Annotated in this window: 15 protein-coding genes; 8 read left to right on the top strand and 7 right to left on the bottom strand. The window is 59.6% G+C overall.

Annotated features, from left to right (window positions below; genetic code table 11):
- Positions 1 to 71: 71 nt before the first annotated feature.
- The 7 genes from Q8R10_RS11230 to yegQ form a co-directional block, all read right to left on the bottom strand.
- Complete coding sequence (locus Q8R10_RS11230; protein WP_371133327.1) at positions 72 to 461, bottom strand: SgcJ/EcaC family oxidoreductase; 390 nt, start codon at positions 459 to 461, stop codon at positions 72 to 74.
- Between the two features lie 460 nt (positions 462 to 921).
- A complete protein-coding gene (locus tag Q8R10_RS11225; RefSeq protein WP_305653788.1) occupies positions 922 to 1,716 on the bottom strand; it encodes an EcsC family protein in 795 nt (264 codons plus the stop codon).
- Between the two features lie 56 nt (positions 1,717 to 1,772).
- Positions 1,773 to 2,075 carry an antibiotic biosynthesis monooxygenase gene (locus Q8R10_RS11220; RefSeq protein ID WP_305653786.1) on the bottom strand — a complete coding sequence of 101 codons (303 nt, stop codon included), beginning with the start codon at positions 2,073 to 2,075 and terminating at the stop codon, positions 1,773 to 1,775.
- A gap of 195 nt (positions 2,076 to 2,270) precedes the next feature.
- Entirely contained in the window at positions 2,271 to 2,648 is a 378-nt protein-coding gene (locus tag Q8R10_RS11215; protein WP_305653784.1) for a hypothetical protein, read from the bottom strand.
- Between the two features lie 693 nt (positions 2,649 to 3,341).
- Complete coding sequence (gene amrS / locus Q8R10_RS11210) at positions 3,342 to 4,430, bottom strand: AmmeMemoRadiSam system radical SAM enzyme (protein WP_305653782.1); 1,089 nt, start codon at positions 4,428 to 4,430, stop codon at positions 3,342 to 3,344.
- Positions 4,423 to 5,787 carry an AmmeMemoRadiSam system protein B gene (gene amrB / locus Q8R10_RS11205; RefSeq protein WP_305653781.1) on the bottom strand — a complete coding sequence of 455 codons (1,365 nt, stop codon included), beginning with the start codon at positions 5,785 to 5,787 and terminating at the stop codon, positions 4,423 to 4,425. The genes amrS and amrB overlap by 8 nt, the downstream gene beginning before the upstream one ends.
- A gap of 148 nt (positions 5,788 to 5,935) precedes the next feature.
- Entirely contained in the window at positions 5,936 to 7,291 is a 1,356-nt protein-coding gene (gene yegQ / locus Q8R10_RS11200; RefSeq protein ID WP_305653780.1) for a tRNA 5-hydroxyuridine modification protein YegQ, read from the bottom strand.
- Between the two features lie 392 nt (positions 7,292 to 7,683).
- Here yegQ and Q8R10_RS11195 point away from each other — a divergent pair, with 392 nt between their 5' ends.
- The 8 genes from Q8R10_RS11195 (at position 7,684) to Q8R10_RS11160 (ending at position 18,318) form a co-directional block, all read left to right on the top strand.
- On the top strand, positions 7,684 to 8,679 hold the full coding sequence (locus tag Q8R10_RS11195; RefSeq protein WP_305653779.1) for an MBL fold metallo-hydrolase: 996 nt from the start codon (positions 7,684 to 7,686) through the stop codon (positions 8,677 to 8,679).
- A 567-nt stretch (positions 8,680 to 9,246) separates the two neighbouring features.
- Positions 9,247 to 10,215 carry a PstS family phosphate ABC transporter substrate-binding protein gene (locus Q8R10_RS11190; RefSeq protein WP_305653777.1) on the top strand — a complete coding sequence of 323 codons (969 nt, stop codon included), beginning with the start codon at positions 9,247 to 9,249 and terminating at the stop codon, positions 10,213 to 10,215.
- 201 nt (positions 10,216 to 10,416) lie between these two features.
- On the top strand, positions 10,417 to 12,675 hold the full coding sequence (locus Q8R10_RS11185; RefSeq protein WP_371133326.1) for an ABC transporter permease subunit: 2,259 nt from the start codon (positions 10,417 to 10,419) through the stop codon (positions 12,673 to 12,675).
- A gap of 38 nt (positions 12,676 to 12,713) precedes the next feature.
- Positions 12,714 to 14,384 carry a phosphate ABC transporter permease PstA gene (gene pstA, locus Q8R10_RS11180; protein ID WP_305653775.1) on the top strand — a complete coding sequence of 557 codons (1,671 nt, stop codon included), beginning with the start codon at positions 12,714 to 12,716 and terminating at the stop codon, positions 14,382 to 14,384.
- An 89-nt stretch (positions 14,385 to 14,473) separates the two neighbouring features.
- Positions 14,474 to 15,307 carry a phosphate ABC transporter ATP-binding protein PstB gene (gene pstB, locus Q8R10_RS11175; RefSeq protein WP_305653773.1) on the top strand — a complete coding sequence of 278 codons (834 nt, stop codon included), beginning with the start codon at positions 14,474 to 14,476 and terminating at the stop codon, positions 15,305 to 15,307.
- Between the two features lie 206 nt (positions 15,308 to 15,513).
- Positions 15,514 to 16,242 carry a phosphate signaling complex protein PhoU gene (phoU, locus tag Q8R10_RS11170; protein ID WP_305653772.1) on the top strand — a complete coding sequence of 243 codons (729 nt, stop codon included), beginning with the start codon at positions 15,514 to 15,516 and terminating at the stop codon, positions 16,240 to 16,242.
- Between the two features lie 84 nt (positions 16,243 to 16,326).
- Positions 16,327 to 17,250, top strand: coding sequence for a response regulator (locus Q8R10_RS11165; protein ID WP_305653770.1), 924 nt, complete (start codon positions 16,327 to 16,329; stop codon positions 17,248 to 17,250).
- Between the two features lie 171 nt (positions 17,251 to 17,421).
- A complete protein-coding gene (locus tag Q8R10_RS11160; RefSeq protein WP_305653768.1) occupies positions 17,422 to 18,318 on the top strand; it encodes a peptidoglycan DD-metalloendopeptidase family protein in 897 nt (298 codons plus the stop codon).
- The last annotated feature ends 40 nt before the right edge of the window (positions 18,319 to 18,358 follow it).

The raw sequence follows: 18,358 nt of genomic DNA, 5'->3' as shown, positions 1-18,358 counted from the left end.
CCTTGTTGTGTGTCCGTGCGTGCGGTGGTGGCGCCGGTCGCGGCTAAAGCCCCTCCTACAAAGAGCCCCCATCACTTCTCCGGCATGCCCGAGGAATGGTGGCTGCTGATCAGCCATTGCTGGCCATCCCACTTATAGGTGTAGGTGTAACGGGCATGCACTACCGCGCCGGTTTTGCCGAAGGTGAAGGTGTACAGGCCAATATCCACCGCGCTGTTGCAGCCCAGCTGGATGGTCCGCGAATCGATCTTGCCGGACGGCCGATTGGCCAAAAAGTGCTCGAAGTAATCTTCCTTGGCCGCCGGCGTCAGGCGTGGCACGTTGGACAGGGTCGGCAGCAGCACCGAGTCTTCGGCGTAATTGCTTAACACCTGATGCGGGTCAGCAGTGATCAGCGACCGGTTCCAACGCTCGAATAACCCGGCAATTTCCGCCTGGCTGGTGACCTTGCAACTGGCCATCGGCGCGTTACTCAGTGGCGGATTCGGCGGGCTGCTCGGGTTGGTACCGCAACCGGCCAACAGCAAGGCCGCAGCGGCCATGGATAGCGTGACAAGTTTCTGCATAACGGCTCCTCGACTGAATATTTTGCCGCAGGCCTTTACCCTGCGGCTGTTCGCGCCCTAGAACTGGCGCACCCGCAGAGCCTAGTTGAGGTCGAAGGCTTTCGGCACCGACGGTTATTCAAGGAGATGTTTCAGTTATGCGTTGCGCAGGCTGCTGCTTTTGTAGGAGGGGCTTTAGCCGCGATGGCTGTGCGCTGGTCGCGGGCGCCAGCCGTTCTATACGGCTCACCGCTATCCATGTGGCTCGCGGCTAAAGCCCCTCCTACGAAATGTATGGCGTTCACGCGTAACTGGGCACAGCCTAAGCAAAAACTACGGCACACCGGCCCAAAAAACGCACTGGTTAAGCAACGCATTAGCCGAGCTTTGGCAACTCTGCATACAGGCGCTCAATCAGCTCTTTGCCATATTTTCGTTCCAGCTTGCGGACTATAAAGTGCCCCCTGGCCATGTCTTGAAAGTGGTCCATAAAGATAGTGTTAATTATCGCCCCGCCCGCCGCGCCGATGGCAGGTATGGCTTGCGCGGCGGCCTTCTCGCTTACCTGCACGCCAAATCGTTCGGCAATTTTTGCGATTAACTTAATCAATATGGGCGCTCCTTCATCGGTTAGGGTTTTACCCACAATAAACTCCGAGGCGTCGGCTACCGATTTAGCCAATACCGCGCGCACCGCATAGTAGCCACTCTCGCTGTCGTCATCAGACTTACTACTACCGCCCAACGCGAATACTTCCAGGCAGGCCAGCTTGGTTTCTATGGCGGTGATGGACTCGCCTTCACTTCTGGCAATGTCCGCGATTGAACGCAGCATGATTGACGTAGAAATAGGCAGCTCCACGGCCAGTGCGCTAATGCCAAAAAACCCACCCACCCCGCCACTCACCGCCACGCCGAGTTTGTGCCAGATATTGGAAGACGCCTCACCAGGAATGTCCTTCATGGTAAAGGCGGCAGCCTCCGAGGCTTTAAGTAGCGCCGTCTGGGTAACTTCACCGATGGTTTTATTCCAATTGTCCGGCAATAAGGCCAAGCCTTTCTCGATTGGCACGCCGATGAAGTTGGTGACCCTGGCGGCAATTCCTGGGTTTTCTAACAGGCTCTTTGCGGTCTGGAGTTCTTTTCGTTCGTGTTCGGAAAAAGTCTCCATTATATAAAGCTCCCTGGTTGGGTTTGGGTGGCGAATATTTAGATTAAAGCCGTTGGTTAGACTCTATTTTGATGAGCCAGTTCATAATGCTCAACTGTTGGTGATGGCGCGTAGAAGTGATGCAGTAGCTTTCGCCATTCTTGGTATTCGGGCGAGCCTCTGAATCCTACGGTGTGATCCTCTAGGGTCTCCCAGTTGACCAGAAGGATGTATTGCGACTGATTTTCCAGGCAACGCTGTAACTGGTGGGAGATATAACCGCGCATGGACGAGATTATGTTCGATGCTAATTGAAAAGACGATTCGAACTCTGCTTCGCGACCTGGAATTACATTCAGTTTTGCGGTCTCAAGAATCATAAGTCCTCCGGTGTATTACGATGATTCGATAGAAGCTAACCATTAAGCTAAGGGCCGGCGGCACTCGGCCGCAGAGAGAAGGAGGGAAGGGGACGAATTAATTTAATAATTTCGTAAGGACTGATTAAAAAATAAACCCGTCCCCTTTTTTCGCTCTTCCAAGTACCAGATTCACAATCTATTTCACACGGGCACTTAGCTTTTCATGTTCTTAAAAATATTCACGGCAAACAGAATCACCGAAATCGCTACAACGGTGGATGCAATCCCGATGATCGGTTCAAGCGCGGTATTGCCCCGCTGGACGCCGATGATTGCAAGATTGAGGCAGGGCAATCCGAGGTTATGCAGCCAGAATTGCACTTTCGCCAAGCGATTGTTTGCGATGGCGGGAAAGTGGCAATAAATCAAACCAATGATTGCCAACGAGGCCCAGCCAAAAAGCGCGATGTGCGCATGTACCGAACGCAATGAATAGTCGTGCGACGCGCCCATGACCAAACCGAGCGCGATTGCAAGCACGAAATAGATTGCGGCAATTTTAATCCAAGTGATACCTACGCTACTGTTCATGTTTTACTCCATCAAAAAATAGGGTTTAGGTTTTTAGTAATTGTTTGGCACGCCATGACAATGGCGAAGTTATAGCTTGTCAATTCCAAAATCTTTTGGAATAAGTCGATTTGAACAATTAAATATTATTTTTTCTCGTGCGCGACCATTCTCGCCAGGATGTTTAATAACTCCTGCGAGATCTAGTTGATTTAAAGTCTCACGATTCATTGATTGTAAAATCTCATTTACTAATTGTGTTGGCATATAGGCTCTCGGTTTCCTTTAAGGCCTGACTAGTAATTAGGCGGCATAACTTGCCACATTTATTTATCGCAACACTATGTCGTACAACCTTCCTTGTCGCCCCTATAAGTCCTTATCTAACGCTGAACAAGCCGTGGTAAGCGCAACCCGTTCAGGGAGAAATACGTGATGAAAGACGGCAGGCCTGCCGCCCTTGGGTTAGAGCGTGGCAGCGCTGACGCTACCCATTTGCCGGCGGGGTGTCTAGCGCTTGCTTTGGCTTGGTGGCGGTCTGTTATGGGGGCTTGGCCACGCGAGTCGAGTCGGTTGCAAGCAGCATGGGTATCGCTGCGCTCAACCCATCCTACTGGTCGGTGGCTTTGTTGGGCGCGGTTCTGGCGCGGGCAATTTTCGCTTGGTTGCTGGCCTTGCTGTTGGCCAGCGGGGCGTTGGCGGTGGGCTGCTCGCTCAAAGGTTTGGCTGCAGCCGCACGGGAATCCGGCGCGGGCCGAAGGCGCTGGTGTAGTGGCCGAAGCGTCCGGCGATGCGGGTGTTGCACTGTGGGCAATGGCCATCTTCCGTCACGCGGTAGGTCAGGATGCGGTGCCAGTCGCGCACTATCAGTACCTCGCCGCAGCCTGGGCAGAAGGTGCTGCCGCCTTCGGCATCATGCACATTGCCGGTGTAGGCATAGTGCAGGCCTTGCGCGATGGCGATCTGCCGGGCGCGGCTGAGGGTGGCCGGTGGGGTCGGCGGCACGTCGAGCAGCTTGAAGTCGGGATGAAAGGCGGTGAAGTGCAGGGGCACATCCGGGCCCAGTTCGGTGTAGACCCATTTGCACAGGGCTTCGATCTCGGCGGTCGAATCGTTGTGGTCGGGAATCAGCAGGGTGGTGATCTCGGTCCAGACCTTGGTTTCGTGGCGCAGGTACACCAGGGTGTCGAGCACCGGCTGCAGGTGCGCGCCGGTGAGTTTGAAATAGAAGTCTTCGGTGAAGGCCTTGAGGTCGACATTCGCCGCGTCCATCACCGCGTAGAACTCGCGGCGCGGCTCGGCATGGATGTAACCGGAGGTCACCGCCACCGAGTGGATGCCCAGTTCGCGGCAGGCCAGCGCGGTGTCTATGGCGTATTCGGCAAAGATCACCGGGTCGTTGTAGGTGAAGGCCACGCTGGCGCAGCCGGCCTGTTGCGCGGCCAGGGCGATCTGCTCCGGGCCGGCCTGATCCATCAGCCGGTCCATGTCGCGGGACTTGCTGATATCCCAGTTCTGGCAAAACTTGCAGGCCAGGTTGCAACCCGCCGTGCCAAAGGACAGCACCGAGGAGCCAGGATAAAAGTGATTGAGCGGCTTCTTTTCGATTGGGTCGATGCAAAAACCGGAGGAGCGCCCGTAGGTGGTCAGCACCACCTGATCGCCTTCGCGCATGCGCACGAAGCAGGCGCCGCGCTGGCCGTCGCGCAGCTTGCAATCACGCGGGCACAGGTCGCACTGGATGCGGCCATCCGGCAGCGGGTGCCACCAACGTCCGGGGTAATGGGCGCTAAGATCATTCATCGCCAGTCTCCTGCCACTTGGTAACGCTGTAGCGCGCCAGGCGGATATCTGCATGCCAGAAGTCGGCGGGCAGGCCGGCTTTGCGTTTGAGATGGGTGAGAAAATCCACCGGGTCGGGCAGGCTCTCCCACACTTGCGGCAAGAAGGTGCCGCGGCTTTGGCGGTATTCCAGCACCAAGCCATCGAGGCCCGGTCGCAATTGCTCCAGGGCCTGCTGTTCGCTGCCAGCGGTTAGCGCCTCGGTGGCCGAGAGCAGCGACACTTCGATGCGGGTGCCGGCCAACTCATCGCGGCGCAAGGGTGCAAAACGCCAATCGCTGCTGGCCGCCGCCACGGCATTGGCCTGCACGTCATCAATCAGCGGCCGATGGGCCTGCAGGCTGCCGATGCAGCCGCGCAGCAGGCCCTGCTGGGTCAGGGTGACAAAACTGGCGCCCGGTTTATGCAGCCAGGAGCGCTCGGGGGGCACTTGCTCGGGGCCGCCCAGATGCTCGGTAATGGCCCCCCGGGCCAGTTGCAGCAGGGTTTTGCCCTGCTCATCGTTGTAGTCCTTGGCGGCTTGCTGGGCGGGGTAGAAGGCGATGGACGCATAGCCCACCACCCGCGACTTGTCACCCGCGCTATCGCCGGAATTGCACTGTTTGAGCAGTTCGGCGTGCAGCCCATGCTCGGCGGCAAAGGCCAGCAGGCCGTTGACCGGGGTCGCCCCGCAGGCCTGCTCATGGCTCAGCGGCGGACGCCGGGCCAGAATCTGTCGCACAGTTTCACCATCAATCTGCTGCGCCTGCCCATAAGGCAGAAAATGCGAAAGGTCGGAGCTGATCACCACCAGCGTCTCCTCGCCACCCCACAGACGCGCCAGCACCTGCGCCACCTCGGCAGTGCTGGCGTCACCCACGGCCAGCGGCACCAGCTGAAATTCACCTAGCACCGCCTGCAGAAAAGGCAGCTGCACTTCCAGGGAGTGCTCCAACGCATGGGCCGCATCGCTGACGCAGACTTGGGGCAGATCGGCGATGGCGGCCATACCGGCGACATCCAAGGTAACCTGGCCCAGCGGCGTGGCGAACGCGCTGGCCCGCGACAAGGCCAAGCCGTACACCGGCACCCGATGCACCGGCCCCAGCAGCACCACCCGTTTGATCTTGGCCGCCAGTGGTAGCAGTCGGGCATAAGCCTGGGCAGCCACGGCACCGGAATACACATAACCGGCATGGGGAACAATCAATGCCTTGGGTGCCGCTGTCGCCGCCGTCGGCCTGGCGGCAGACAACAACTGCCACACCTCCCGCGCCAGTTGCGCGCAATCCGCCGGATAGAAACTGCCTGCCACTGCAGCAGGGCGAACGCTGTTCATATAAGCCCCCTTTCTCTGAACTATTTAGATAAGGCGGCAGCGCAGAAGTGCAGTGGCGGGGCTGGGCTTGTGGCGCTTTTTGGATAGGCGGTGGGTGGCAGCTGAACCGTCTCGCAGTCCCTGCAAGCCTGCGGCAATTCCCAAGCGCCTAGCGGCTGCCGGTGCCTTCCAGGTTGCGCATTAGCAGGGCGTAGTTGAGGTCGATGCTTTCTGGCACGGGCAGGTAAACCGTGTGGCCATCGCCGGGGGCGACTGTGATGGCTTCGCCGTTGTGTTTCTCCAGCCGCTCCAGGCGCAAATTCAGGTTGCCTTGCGGGGTCATCAGCTCCAGCAGGTCGCCGACGGCGAAGCGGTTCTTGACCTTGACCTCGGCCAGGCCGTTGACGCGCTCGCCGGTCAGTTCGCCGACAAACTGTTGCTGTTCGCTGACCGAGAAGCCGTGTTGGTAGTTCTGGTATTCGTCATGCACATGGCGGCGCAGGAAGCCCTCGGTGTAGCCGCGATGGGCCAGGGATTCGAGGGTGTCCATCAGCGACTTGTCGAAGGGTTTGCCGGCCACGGCGTCATCAATCGCCTTGCGATACACCTGGGCGGTGCGCGCGCAATAGTAGTGGGATTTGGTGCGGCCCTCGATTTTTAGCGAGTGCACGCCCATCTGCAGCAGGCGCTCGACGTGCTGCACGGCGCGCAGGTCTTTGGAGTTCATGATGTAGGTGCCGTGCTCGTCCTCATAGGCGGACATCAGCTCGCCGGGGCGGCTGGCGTCTTCCAGCAGAAACAGCTGGTCTGTGGGGCCTCCGCTGCCCAGGGTCGGTTCGATCTGCTGCACGGGGATCGGCGGGTACTTTTGCACGATCTCACCGAGTTGGTTTTCGCTACCTTCGTGGGTCTTGTACTCCCAGCGACAGGCATTGGTGCAGCTGCCCTGATTGGGGTCGCGTTTGTTGATATAGCCCGACAGCAGGCAGCGGCCGGAATAGGCCATGCACAGGGCGCCGTGAACGAAGACTTCCAGCTCCATGCCGGGCACTTGCTCGCGGATTTCGCCAATCTCCTCCAGGGATAACTCCCGCGACAGAATCGCCCGGGTCAGGCCTTGCTGGCGCCAGAACTCGACGCTGGCCCAGTTCACCGCATTGGCCTGCACCGACAGGTGAATCGCCATCTGCGGGAAGTGCTCGCGCACCAGCATGATCAGGCCGGGGTCGGACATGATCAGCGCATCCGGGCCCATGGCCACCACCGGCGCCAGGTCTTTGAGGAAGGTTTTCAGCTTGGCGTTGTGCGGGGCGATATTGACCACCACATAAAAGCGCTTGCCCTGGGTATGGGCCTCGTTAATGCCGATGGCCAGGGTGGCGTGGTCGAACTCGTTGTTGCGCACCCGCAAGCTGTAGCGCGGCTGCCCGGCGTACACCGCGTCGGCGCCGTAGGCGAAGGCATAACGCATGTTCTTCAGGGTGCCGGCGGGCGAGAGTAGTTCGGGCTTGAGCGGGGCGGACATGGCGATGGCACTCAGATGGCGCAGAAAATGGGCCGGGACTTTAGCAATAGCCCGCCGCCGCCTGCATTGATCCGTGTCAGGCCGGCGACGGATAGTTCTGAGCCGGGCTTTTGACGGCGAACCCTGCGGCTAACTAGCCACAGGTTCGGTGCTTTCGTTGCGGGCGACCGGTTAGGCTGCAGGGCTATTTTTAGGCGATGTACCCGTTAGGTGTTGCGACCCATTAACCGTTGAAAAGCCGGCCGTAGGATGCGGTGGAGCGCAGCGATACCCATCACGGGCTTGATCGCCGCCGGATACTCGATGGGTATCGCAAGCTCAACCCATCCTACAAAGGGCTATCGCGCTGCAACACATTAACTGGAACAGAGTCATTGTTAAGGAGCTTGGCCATGCTGCGTCGGATTGCCCTGTTATCGCTGTTGTTGCTCGCCGGTTGCGCGCAAAACCCTGCCGGCTTGCCGCTTTGGGAAGCAACCAAGGTGGCCCCGCCGAGCATGCAATACCTCGGGGTCGGTGGGTATTTGCTGCGTTGGCAGGGGGAGGCGTTGCTGTTTGCGCCCTCGTTCAGCAACCCGGCCACCCTCGGCCAGCCGCCGCTGACGGTGCTGGCCGATAACGCCAAGATCGATCAACTGATGCCGCCTGCCGCCGACGTCAGCATGCTGCTGGTCGGCCACGCCCATTACGATCACCTGCTGGACGTGCCGCGCATTCTGCAAAGCCACGCGCCGCAGGCCAAGGTCTATGGCAGCAAGACCATGGGCCATATTCTCGCCGCCGCCATCCCCCGTGAGCGCATCGTCGATGCCGAAGCGCTGATGGCCATCGGCGCCACCCCCGGTCAGTGGTTTTACTCGCCCAAGGGGCAGATGCGCGCCATGGCGATCAAGAGCGAACACTCGCCGCATATGTTCGGCATCAAGTTGCTGACTGGCGGCTATGACCAGGATCTGACTGAATTGCCGACCTCGACGTTTGGCTGGAAGGAGGGCCAGACCCTGGCCTGGCTGGTGGATTTGCTCGACGCTCAAGGCCAGCCGGTCTACCGCATCCACTACCAGGATGCCGGCAGCACCGCGCCTTTGGGCTTGCCGCCGCAGTTGCCGGATACCAAGCGAGTGGATGTTGAGGTGCTGTGCGCCGGCGCCTGGAACCAGTCGCCGGCGTATCCAGAGATACTGCTCAAACGCCTGCAGCCCCGGCTGACGGTGATTGGCCATTGGGAAGATTTTTTCGGCAACGACCCGCACGTCCCGCAAGCCCTGCGTCTGCAGGATATTCGCCAGCTGATCGCCATCACCCGCGCCAATCAGCCGGCCGATGGTGTGATCAAGCTGCCGGTGCCCTTCGCCGAAATCCCGCTGCCGCCGCTGTTGCCGGAGTAAATAAAGGCTCTGTCCCAGTTATGTGTTGAAGCGTGCGGGTCGGTTAGGCGATGCCTGGTGCGCGGTAATTCGTAGGGTGGGTTAGCGGCGCGGACAGTGGTTGTGTGCATCACCGCGCAAGCCGGACGCCGCGTAACCCACCATGCGGTTTGCCGGTCGAGCACTATGGTGGGTTACGGCGCGGTCGGGTTTTGCGTTGTTGGCAGGCCGTGGTTCGCGCAATCCCCATGGATGGGGGAGGTAGGAAAAACGCCGGGAGCGTTTTCGAGAGCGGGCGCGGCCTAACCCACCCTACAAAAGCTGTGTGCAACACGTAACTGGGACATAGCCTAAATAAAGGCCCTGTGGTCGTTGCAGGCCGCAGGTCACCTCAACCTTTTAGTTTTCGCGCCAATCCTAATCTCCGATTGGCCGCCGCTCGCGCAGGCTGTACTCGTTGCTCGCTGGCGTCTATGGTCTTTAATCCATGCTCGGACATTCATCTAATTGTCACAATCACGACATAGAGTGGTCACATGGCCTACCGATACTGGCCGCCGAGTTAACCTATCCAGCTAGGAGTAAGGCATGAAACTGAAGCGTTTGATGACGGCCATGACGTTTGTCGCGGCAGCTGTTGCGGCTGCCAGCGCGGTCGCCAATGTTGATCCAAGCATTCCTGCTTACACAAAAACCACCGGCGTATCCGGCAACTTGTCCAGCGTTGGCTCGGACACCTTGGCCAACCTGATGACCCTGTGGGCTGAAGACTACAAAAAGCTCTACCCCAGCGTGAATATCCAAATTCAGGCCGCCGGTTCTTCCACCGCGCCGCCCGCCCTGACCGAAGGCACATCTAACCTCGGCCCGATGAGCCGCCAGATGAAGGACGTCGAACTGGCCGCCTTCGAAAGCAAATACGGCTACAAGCCGACTGCTGTGCCGGTCGCAGTCGATGCCCTGGCCGTGTTTGTGAACAAAGACAACCCGATCAAGGGGCTGTCGATGGCCCAGGTTGACGGTATATTCTCGGCCAACCGTCTGTGTGGCGGCACCAACATCAAGACCTGGGGCGACGTGGGTCTAACCGGCGAGTGGGCCGACAAGCCGATTCAGCTGTTCGGCCGTAACTCGGTGTCCGGCACCTACGGTTACTTCAAAGAAGCCGCCCTGTGCAAAGGCGACTTCAAGGGTAACGTCAACGAGCAGCCAGGTTCGGCCTCGGTGGTGCAGTCGGTCAGCCAGTCGCTGAACGGTATTGGCTACTCGGGTATCGGTTACAAGACTTCCAGCACCCGCGCCCTGCCGCTGACCAAGAAAGACGGCGGCACGTTTGAAGAAGCCAGCGAAGAAAACGCCCTGAGCGGCAAATACCCGCTGGCGCGCTTCCTGTTTGTCTATGTCAACAAGGCACCCAACAAGCCGTTGGCGCCGCTGGAAGCCGAGTTTCTGAAGTCGGTACTGTCGCAGCAAGGTCAGCAAACCGTAGTTAAAGACGGTTACATCCCGCTGCCGGCCAAGGTCGTTGCCAAGGCGCTGAAAGACCTCGGCCTCTAAGTTCTAGGTGCAAGGGTAAGGAAGCCCAGGCGTGGTCTGAGCTATCGGGTCACGTTAACGAACAGGTTCGCTACCAGTGTCACTGGTCGGCGGACCTTTTGTGTTTGTCTGCTGTAATCTTTCTGTCACAAAGCGCGGTTAGGCTTTGCCTGATAATCAGCATGAACGATCTGGCCAACTTCCCGATGACTACTTTTGCCCATGACTAATTCTTCTCCTGCGCGGATTGACTTCAATACCCCGCAATTGCAACGCAAGCGCCGCCTTCGCGCGCTCAAAGACCGGCTTACCGGCTGGTACGTGTTTGTCGGCGGCCTCACGGTGCTGGCCACCATCACCCTGATTTTCTTCTACTTGGCCTATGTGGTGATGCCGCTGTTCAAGGGCGCCGAGCTGAGCGAGGGCAAGGTGCAGAGCCCGGCCTGGCTGCAAGACGCCGGTAAGCCGCTGTTGTTGGCAATCGAAGAACAGAATCAAATCGGCCTGCGGATTTCTGATCGGGGCGAGGCGCTGTTTTTTGCGCTGAAGACCGGCAATGAACTGCGTCGCGTCAGCTTGCCATTACCGGCCGGCGCCCAGGTGGTGTCGTTACAGCAAGGCCAGCCGGGCAGTGCCATGGTGGTGTTGGGCCTGTCCAATGGTCAGGCGCTGGTGCTGCGCCACGCCTATAAGGCCAGCTATCCAGACGGCAAGAAAACCATCACCCCGGAGCTGGAATACCCCTACGGTGAAACGGCGTTGCAGGTGGATACCCAAGGCCGGCCGCTGGAGCACGTCAATCTTGGCGTGCACGACGACACCTTGTTGGTGGTGGGTTCCACCGGCACGCAATTGCATGTGCTGGAGCTGACCAAGGAAGAAAACCAGTTCACCGGCGAAACCAGCGTCAGCGAAGCGCGCATCGAACTGCCGCAAATTGCCGAGCCGATTAAGGCGCTGTTTATCGACGTGCGCCAGAACTGGCTGTTTGTACAGAATGGCCGCGCCCATATGGACGTGTTCAACCTGCCCAAGCGCAGCCTCAATGGCCGCTATGAATTGCTCCAAGATGCGACTACTGAAGTGACCACCAGCAGCCAGCTGCTCGGTGGTATTTCCCTGATGATCGGCGACTCCAAGGGCGGCATCGGCCAATGGTTTATGGCCCGCGACCCGGATGATCAGCAACGCCTCAAGCATATCCGCGACTTCCAGATGGGCGATTCGGCGATCCGCCAAATCGTCCCCGAGGAGCGCCGCAAGGGTTTCGTCGCACTCAATGGCGCCGGTGAAATGGGTGTGTTCCATAGCACCGCCCAGCGCACCCTGTTGATTGAGCCGGTGGCCGCCAATGCCAGCCTGCTGGCGCTGTCGCCACGGGCCAACAAGCTGGTGGTCGAGGCCGGCGACAAGCTGCTGCCGCTCAAGCTGGAAAACCCGCACCCGGAAATTTCCTGGACGTCGTTGTGGAGCAAGGTCTGGTACGAGAGCTACGACAAACCTGAGTACATCTGGCAGTCGACCGCGGCCAACGCCGAGTTCGAGCCGAAGATGAGCCTCGCGCCCCTGACTTACGGCACCCTCAAGGCAGCCTTCTACGCCATGTTGCTGGCCGCCCCGCTGGCAATTGCCGCAGCGATCTTCACCGCCTACTTTATGGCGCCGAGCATGCGCCGCAAGGTCAAGCCGGTGATTGAAATGATGGAGGCGCTGCCGTCGGTGATTCTCGGCTTCTTCGCCGGCCTGTTTTTGGCGCCCTATGTTGAGCTGCATTTGCCGGGAGTGTTCAGTCTCTTGCTGCTGACGCCGATTGGCATTCTGCTCGCCGGTTTTACCTGGAGCCGCTTGCCTGCCTCGATTCGCCAGCGGGTGCCGGACGGTTGGGAAGCGGCGATTCTGATTCCGGTGGTGCTGTTGGTGGGTTGGTTCTCCCTGAGCATGAGCCCGCTGTTGGAAAGCTGGTTCTTTGGCGGTGATATGCGCCTGTGGATCACCAACGACATGGGCATTCAGTTCGATCAGCGCAACGCCTTGATCGTCGGCTTGGCCATGGGCTTTGCGGTGATTCCGCTGATCTTCTCGATTGCCGAAGATGCCATCTTCAGCGTGCCGCGCAGCCTGACGCTGGGTTCGCTGGCCTTGGGTGCGACGCCGTGGCAAACCCTCACCCGGGTGGTGCTTCTGACCGCCAGCCCGGGTATCTTCTCGGCGTTGATGATCGGCATGGGCCGTGCGGTCGGCGAGACCATGATTGTACTGATGGCCACCGGCAACACGCCGATCATGGACGCCAACATCTTCGAAGGCATGCGTACCCTGGCGGCCAACGTCGCGGTGGAGATGCCGGAATCCGAGGTCGGCGGTTCGCATTATCGCGTGCTGTTTCTCTCCGCCTTCGTGCTGCTGACGTTCACCTTTCTGATGAACACTCTGGCCGAATTGATTCGTCAGCGCTTGCGTGGCAAGTACGCGTCGCTCTAATACGCGCAGCCCTAGGTGTGGAATAAAAGGTAGTTATCGTGAAAAAGCATTCTCTGAAAAGTTGGTACAAAAGCGGTGCCCCCGGCATATGGATCAGCGCCGGCTCGACGTCGATTGCGGTGATCATGACCATCGGCCTGTTGCTGCTGATCAGCGTGCGTGGCCTGGGCTATTTTTGGCCATCAGACTTGCTGCAGGCCAACTATCAGATTCCCGGCCAGGCCGCGCATCTGATCGTCGGTGAGTTGGTGCAGGACGAAGAAGTGACCCGCGTGCGCTTGAAAAGCGCCGGTTTCCCGGTGCCCGAGCAGGGCCCGGAGTTTATGACCCGTGACCTGATCAAAGTCGGCAACCGCGATGTCAATGGCAACGATTTTTCCTGGGTGATCGGCGAGTGGCTGACCGAGCGCAGCTACCCGCAGGACCTGGTGGCGCTGGAGCGCCGTGAGTGGGGCAACTTCTACGGCTATATCGTCAGCCTGAAAGAAAACGGCAAGGTGATCGCCGAAGGTCAGGCTGCCTGGCCGGTGCTGCAAGAGCGTCTGGTGCGGGTTAACCAGTTGTCCAGCCGGCTCGCCCAGCTGGAAAAGAAAGACATCAGCGCGATCAACCACGGCCTCGAGCGCCTGCGTTTGCAAACCCGCAAGCTCGAACTGCAAGGGCTTTTGGACGCCACCGCGCAAGCCGATATCGACGCCGAGCGTGCGGCACTCGAGGCACGCTATAAAGCTTTGGAAGGCGAGCTGCTGAGCCTGCACACTGAGTTCGACCGTGACAGCTTGGTCGTTCGTGAAGTCGGCGGCGAACAGAAAGAAATCAGCCTGGGCAAGATCGTCAAAGCCCTGCAGCCCAACAGCATGTCGGTATTCGCCAAGCTGGGGACTTACTTTCACAACCTCTGGTCGTTCTTGAGCGACGACCCGCGCGAGGCCAACACCGAGGGCGGGATTTTCCCGGCGATTTTCGGCACCATCATGATGACCCTGCTGATGGCCATCATAGTCACCCCGTTCGGCGTGCTAGCGGCGGTATACCTGCGTGAATACGCCAAGCAAAACACCCTGACGCGGATTATCCGCATCGCGGTGAACAATCTGGCCGGGGTGCCGGCGATTGTTTACGGCGTGTTTGGCCTGGGCTTCTTCGTTTATGTGCTGGGCGGCTCGTTGGACCGGTTGTTCTTCCCGGAAGCCTTGCCGGCGCCGACCTTCGGCACTCCCGGTTTGCTCTGGGCCTCGCTGACCCTGGCGATCCTGGCCGTGCCGGTGGTGATTGTGGCCACCGAAGAAGGCCTGGCGCGGATTCCCCGGGCCCTGCGTGAAGGCTCCCTGGCCTTGGGTGCGACCAAGTCGGAAACCCTGTGGAAAATCGTCTTGCCGATGGCGACGCCGGCGATGATGACCGGGCTTATTCTCGCCGTGGCCCGCGCCGCCGGTGAAGTGGCGCCGCTGATGTTGGTTGGCGTGGTCAAGCTGGCCCCGGCACTGCCGGTGGATGGCAACTACCCTTACCTGCACTTCGATCAAAAAATCATGCACCTGGGCTTTCATATTTTCGACGTCGGCTTCCAGAGTCCCAACGTCGAGGCGGCGCGGCCGCTGGTGTTCGCCACCGCGATGTTGTTGGTGCTGGTGATAGCGCTACTGAATATTTCCGCGGTAACCCTGCGCAACCATCTGCGCGAAAAATACAAAGCCTTGGATCATTGATTGAGTGGGGAGTGGGGAGTCGGCCCACTTCCTACTCCCCACTATCTACTCTCCACTTGCCCACTTTCCGCTACAAACGGAGTGACGTTATGCAACACGAAGCACCTACTCACGGCATCAACATCAGCAGCCTCGGGCGCAGCTCGCAGAGCATGCGCCTGGCCGAAGAAACCGTCGGCCTGGAAGTGCCCGGCCTGAACCTGTTCTACGGCGACAAACAGGCCCTGTACGACGTTAAATTGAATATCCCCAAGCAACGGGTCACCGCCTTTATCGGCCCGTCGGGCTGCGGCAAATCGACCCTGCTGCGCTGCTTCAACCGCATGAATGATCTGGTCGATGGCTGCCGGGTGGAAGGCGCGATCAACATGGACGGCCGTGACATCTATCGCAAAGGCGAAGACGTCGCCGATCTGCGCCGCCGCGTCGGCATGGTGTTCCAGAAGGCCAACCCGTTCCCGAAGAGCATCTACGAGAACGTCGCCTACGGCCTGCGCATTCAGGGCATCAACCAGAAGCGCATTCTCGATGAGGCGGTGGAGCAATCGCTGCGCGGCGCCGCCCTGTGGGACGAGGTGAAGGACCGTCTGAATGATTCGGCCCTGGGCATGTCCGGCGGTCAGCAACAGCGTTTGGTGATTGCCCGTACCATCGCCGTGCAGCCCGAAGTGCTGTTGCTCGATGAGCCCTGCTCGGCGCTGGACCCGATCTCCACGCTGAAAGTCGAAGAGCTGATCTGCGAGCTGAAGACCAAGTTCACCATCGTCATAGTCACCCACAACATGCAGCAAGCCGCGCGCGTCTCGGACTACACGGCCTTTATGTACATGGGCAAACTGATCGAATTTGGCGACACCGACACGCTGTTTACCAACCCGGCCAAGAAGCAAACTGAAGACTACATCACCGGTCGTTATGGCTAATCGTAGGTTGGGTTAGGCGCGCAACCAGGATGCCTGGCGATGCGGCATTTTTACGCGCGCCGTAACCCAACACGGTCGCTACTTTTGCCGGCGTTGTGTTGGGTTACGCGGCGCTCGGGTAGTGTGTTGGTTTTAAGCACTCGGCCCCCGCCGCTAACCCAACCTACGGTTTAAGGTTTAAAGCTTTCACTTTTTGCGGAGCCATTATGATGAACAAAGACAGCCACACCCAGCACATTTCCGCCCAGTTCAACGCCGAACTGGAAGAGGTTCGCAGCCACCTGCTGGCCATGGGCGGCCTGGTTGAAAAACAAGTCAACGATGCGGTCACCGCCCTGGTCGAGGCCGATTCCGGCTTGGCCTTGCAGGTGCGCGAGAGCGACGAGCAGATCAACCAGATGGAACGCAATATCGACGAAGAGTGCGTGCGCATTCTGGCTCGTCGCCAGCCTGCCGCCTCGGATTTGCGCCTGATTATCAGCATCTCCAAGTCGGTAATCGATCTGGAGCGGATCGGCGATGAGGCGACCAAAATCGCCAAGCGCGCGATCCTCCTGTGCGAAGAAGGCGAGGCCCCGCGCGGCTACGTCGAGGTGCGGCATATCGGCGACCAGGTGCGCAAAATGGTCCAGGAGGCGCTGGATGCCTTCGCCCGTTTCGATGCCGACCTGGCCTTGTCGGTGGCGCAATACGACAAAGTCATCGACCGCGAATACAAAAGCGCCCTGCGCGAGCTGGTCACCTACATGATGGAAGACCCGCGCTCGATCTCGCGGGTACTCAACGTGATCTGGGCTCTGCGCTCGTTGGAGCGCATCGGCGACCACGCGCGCAACATCGCCGAGCTGGTGATCTATCTGGTGCGCGGCACCGACGTGCGGCACATGGGCCTCAAGCGCATGCAGGAAGAAGTGCAGGGCAAGCCACGCGAGTAAATCGCCCTGACCGGATAGCGTTTTGAGTTGGCGCTATGCCAGCACAGACGGCTATGCTTAAGACCATTCGAGCGGGAGTGGTTGATGAGCAAAGTCAGTGTACTGGTGGTGGATGACGCGCCTTTCATCCGTGACTTGATCAAAAAGAGTCTGCGTAATCACTTTCCCGGCATTCATATAGATGAAGCAATCAACGGTCGCAAAGCCCAGCAACTGCTCGGCAAGCAGACCTTTGACCTGATTCTGTGCGACTGGGAAATGCCCGAGCTGTCGGGGCTGGAGTTGCTCAGCTGGTGCCGTGAGCAGGACAACCTGAAAGCCACGCCCTTTGTGATGGTCACCAGCCGTGGCGATAAAGAGAACGTGGTGCAGGCGATTCAGGCTGGGGTTTCCGACTTTATCGGCAAGCCGTTCTCCAGCGAGCAACTGATCAGCAAGGTGACCAAGGCCCTCAGTCGCAGCGGCAAACTGGCCAGCCCCGGTGCGGCACCGGCGGCTAAATCAACGACGGCCAATCCCTTTGCCAACGACTCGTTGTCGGCGCTGACCGGCAGCAAAAGCCCGGCACCGGCAGCCAAGCCGGCGGCGACCAATCCCTTTGCCAACGATTCACTGTCGGCCCTCACCGGCGCTAAGTCGGCGCCTGGCGCTAAAGCCGCGGCCACGCCCAGCGGTCGCGGTCAGGGCCAACTGCGCTTGCCGGGCGGCATGCTCGCCTGCGTGATCAAGGGCCTGAGCCTTAAAGATGCGGTGGTCTTGGTCAAGCGCAGCGAGCCGTTGCCGCAGATTCTGGAAAGCGCAGTGCTCGACCTGGAGCAGGGCGAGGGTGGCGAGGTGGCGCGACTGAATGGCTATCTGCACGCCATCGCCGCCTTCGAACAAAGCGCGGACAGCGAATGGCTGCAAGTGACCTTCCGCTTCGTCGACCGCGACCCACAAAAGCTCGACTATCTGTCGCGGTTGATCGCCCGTGGCACGGTGCAGAAACACTTCGTGCCCGGCGCCTAATAATCAGCGCTCCTACAAAGAGCTGGAAACCCGTTCACGCGATAACGGCTGTTGGTTCGCTGGTATGCCTTGATCGGCATTAGGTCACAGGCCCGCCGCAGCTGCCTCGCGCAGCGTGAGCGGGGCTGCTAATCTTGCCGTTCTTAGTCATCTAAAAAACAGCGTGCAGTTATGTTTGGGCGTTTGCTTGTGCTTGCCGGTCTGTTGGTCGCCACCTTGCCGGTGTCGGCCCTGACCATCTACAAATACACCGATGCCTCTGGCGTGGTGACCTACACCGACAGGGCCGCGCCTGGTGCCCAAGTGTTCGTGTTTCGCGACCGCATGGTTGAGCACATCGACCAGCAGGTAAAGCTCGAAACCCAAAAGCACGACGCTGGCGAAACCCTGCTGGTGAATAACGACCTGTATGCCCCGGTGGAAATCGAACTGCGCCTGGACCGTCTGGACAACGCCGGCGGCGTGCCGGACAAACCGATTCGCTGGGTGCTGCCGCCGCGCAGCAAAATCCGCCTAGTCACCCTGGCACCGCTGGATCCCGGCAAACCCATGCACTACAAAGCCAAGTTGCGCACCGCCCTGGGTGACCCGCGCTTGCTGCCAGCGCTCTACCACTACCCGCTGCCCTGGAGTGGCGGGCCGTTCCGGTTGACCCAGGGCGCCAATGGCCGTTACAGCCACTTCACCCCTAAGGGCCGTTACGCCATGGACATTGCCATGCCAGAAGGCACGCCGATACTCTCGGCGCGCGCGGGCATGGTGGTGAGCATTGAGAACAACCAGAGCGGGCGCGGCAACAACCCCTCCGGCAACTTCGTGCGCATCCTGCATGACGACGGCACCATGGGCGTCTACCTGCACCTGATGCGCGGCTCGGTCACCGCCCAAGCCGGGCAGCGGGTCGAAGTCGGCAGCGCCATTGCCCGCTCCGGCAACACCGGCAACAGCACCGGCGCGCACCTGCACTTCGTGGTGCAGCGCAACGTCGGCCTGGCGCTGGAGTCGATCCCCTACGAGTTCAATCAGCCGGTTGGCAGCCTGCCGAATTTTGCCCGGGTAGGTAAGTAGCGCCCTTGGTGCTAAGTGGCTAAACGCTGAGCTGAAATTG

It is taken from the genome of Pseudomonas sp. (assembly GCF_030698175.1).
GTDB lineage: Bacteria > Pseudomonadota > Gammaproteobacteria > Pseudomonadales > Pseudomonadaceae > Aquipseudomonas.
Note: the sequence above shows the minus strand (reverse complement) of the source record. Positions and strands in the feature narration are given on the sequence as shown.

Excerpts from the sequence above, each read along its gene's own strand:
- Q8R10_RS11165 (WP_305653770.1), top strand. The coding sequence starts at position 16,327 with ATGAGCAAAGTCAGTGTACTGGTGGTGGATGACGCGCCTTTCATCCGT.
- Q8R10_RS11190 (WP_305653777.1), top strand. The coding sequence starts at position 9,247 with ATGAAACTGAAGCGTTTGATGACGGCCATGACGTTTGTCGCGGCAGCT.
- phoU (WP_305653772.1), top strand. The coding sequence starts at position 15,514 with ATGATGAACAAAGACAGCCACACCCAGCACATTTCCGCCCAGTTCAAC.
- Q8R10_RS11220 (WP_305653786.1), bottom strand. The coding sequence starts at position 2,075 with ATGATTCTTGAGACCGCAAAACTGAATGTAATTCCAGGTCGCGAAGCA.
- Q8R10_RS11225 (WP_305653788.1), bottom strand. The coding sequence starts at position 1,716 with ATGGAGACTTTTTCCGAACACGAACGAAAAGAACTCCAGACCGCAAAG.
- pstB (WP_305653773.1), top strand. The coding sequence starts at position 14,474 with ATGCAACACGAAGCACCTACTCACGGCATCAACATCAGCAGCCTCGGG.
- Q8R10_RS11160 (WP_305653768.1), top strand. The coding sequence starts at position 17,422 with ATGTTTGGGCGTTTGCTTGTGCTTGCCGGTCTGTTGGTCGCCACCTTG.
- Q8R10_RS11185 (WP_371133326.1), top strand. The coding sequence starts at position 10,417 with ATGACTAATTCTTCTCCTGCGCGGATTGACTTCAATACCCCGCAATTG.
- amrB (WP_305653781.1), bottom strand. The coding sequence starts at position 5,787 with ATGAACAGCGTTCGCCCTGCTGCAGTGGCAGGCAGTTTCTATCCGGCG.
- Q8R10_RS11230 (WP_371133327.1), bottom strand. The coding sequence starts at position 461 with ATGGCCAGTTGCAAGGTCACCAGCCAGGCGGAAATTGCCGGGTTATTC.
- Q8R10_RS11195 (WP_305653779.1), top strand. The coding sequence starts at position 7,684 with ATGCTGCGTCGGATTGCCCTGTTATCGCTGTTGTTGCTCGCCGGTTGC.
- Q8R10_RS11215 (WP_305653784.1), bottom strand. The coding sequence starts at position 2,648 with ATGAACAGTAGCGTAGGTATCACTTGGATTAAAATTGCCGCAATCTAT.
- amrS (WP_305653782.1), bottom strand. The coding sequence starts at position 4,430 with ATGAATGATCTTAGCGCCCATTACCCCGGACGTTGGTGGCACCCGCTG.
- yegQ (WP_305653780.1), bottom strand. The coding sequence starts at position 7,291 with ATGTCCGCCCCGCTCAAGCCCGAACTACTCTCGCCCGCCGGCACCCTG.